The sequence below is a fragment of the Micrococcus sp. HMSC31B01 genome (genome assembly GCF_001816085.1).
GTDB lineage: Bacteria > Actinomycetota > Actinomycetes > Actinomycetales > Micrococcaceae > Micrococcus > Micrococcus luteus.
The window spans coordinates 1-1,056 of record NZ_KV824913.1; the positions used below are offsets into that span (position 1 = coordinate 1).

Sequence of the window (1,056 nt, forward strand, 5' to 3'; positions counted from 1 at the left end):
CGCCGTCCGGATCCCTCCGGACGGCGGCCGTCGTCGTGGTGGCGGGGCGGCTCAGACCTCGTGGTCCACGCGGTGCGCGGTGGACTCGGACACCTTGCGGATCGCGGCGCCGGCGCCGCGCTGGCCGGCGACCTTCAGCAGCGCCGCGACGCCCGCGGAGATGAACGCGAAGGACAGGGCCTCGACGAGGGGCAGCGTCTCGTCGGCCGCGTCGTCCGGGGCGCTGTGGCCGGTGACGAGCCGCCAGCCGCCCGCGACCACGCGGGAGCCGACGATGCCGCCGACCAGCGTGATGCCGGCGGACAGGGCTTTCTGGACGAGCGTGTTCATGGTGCGCCTTCCGTGGTCGGGGATATCACGTGCGGTTGCGGTCGCGGCCGACGACGTCGGACGGGCCGGTCTCCAGCCTAGCCCGCGGTGGGCACCGGGTCGCCGCTGACGTGCCGGCCGGGATCGCCGTCGGCGTCCAGATGGGCCTGCAGCATGCCGGTGAGCTCGTGGTCCACGGGGATCTCGACGCCGTCGACGGCGCGCACCGGCAGGACGCCGCGCACCGAGGAGACGAGCCAGACGCCCTCGGCACCCTGGAGGTCCGCCGGGACGAGCGGGCCGTAGCCGAGCTCCCAGCCGTCCGCGTGGGCGGCCGCGAAGATCACGGCCTGCGACGTGCCGGCGAGGATGCCCTTCTGGCGCAGCGGGGTGAGGAGGCGGCGGACGCCGTCCTCCCCGGTGCGCACGATCAGCACCGTGGAGGTGGGGCCCTCGAGCAGGTAGCCGTCCGCGCTGGTGAAGACGACGTCGTCGGCGCCGTGGTCGCGGGCGTGGCGCAGGGCGGCCATGTTCACGGCGTAGGAGAGGGTCTTGGCGCCCGTGAGCAGCCACGGGGAGCGCTCCGGCGCCCGGGAGTCCAGGCCGCGGTCCAGCAGGAGCACGCGCAGCCCGGTGCGGCGCTCCTCGTCCTCGACGGCGGGGGCGGGGCTGAGCAGCGCCCAGGCGGAGGGCTCGGGCACGGCGCCGGGCGCGGCCTCGGGCCCGCGGGTGACGGTCAGGCGCACG

2 protein-coding genes are annotated in these 1,056 nt (G+C 76.2%); both read right to left on the reverse strand.

Features of this window, described 5'->3' with window-relative positions:
- Positions 1 to 51: 51 nt before the first annotated feature.
- Complete coding sequence (locus tag HMPREF3105_RS01525; protein ID WP_036317169.1) at positions 52 to 330, reverse strand: DUF4235 domain-containing protein; 279 nt, start codon at positions 328 to 330, stop codon at positions 52 to 54.
- A 77-nt stretch (positions 331 to 407) separates the two neighbouring features.
- The coding region (locus HMPREF3105_RS01530; RefSeq protein ID WP_210401413.1) for an aminotransferase class IV at positions 408 to 1,056 on the reverse strand (649 nt) is incomplete at its 5' end.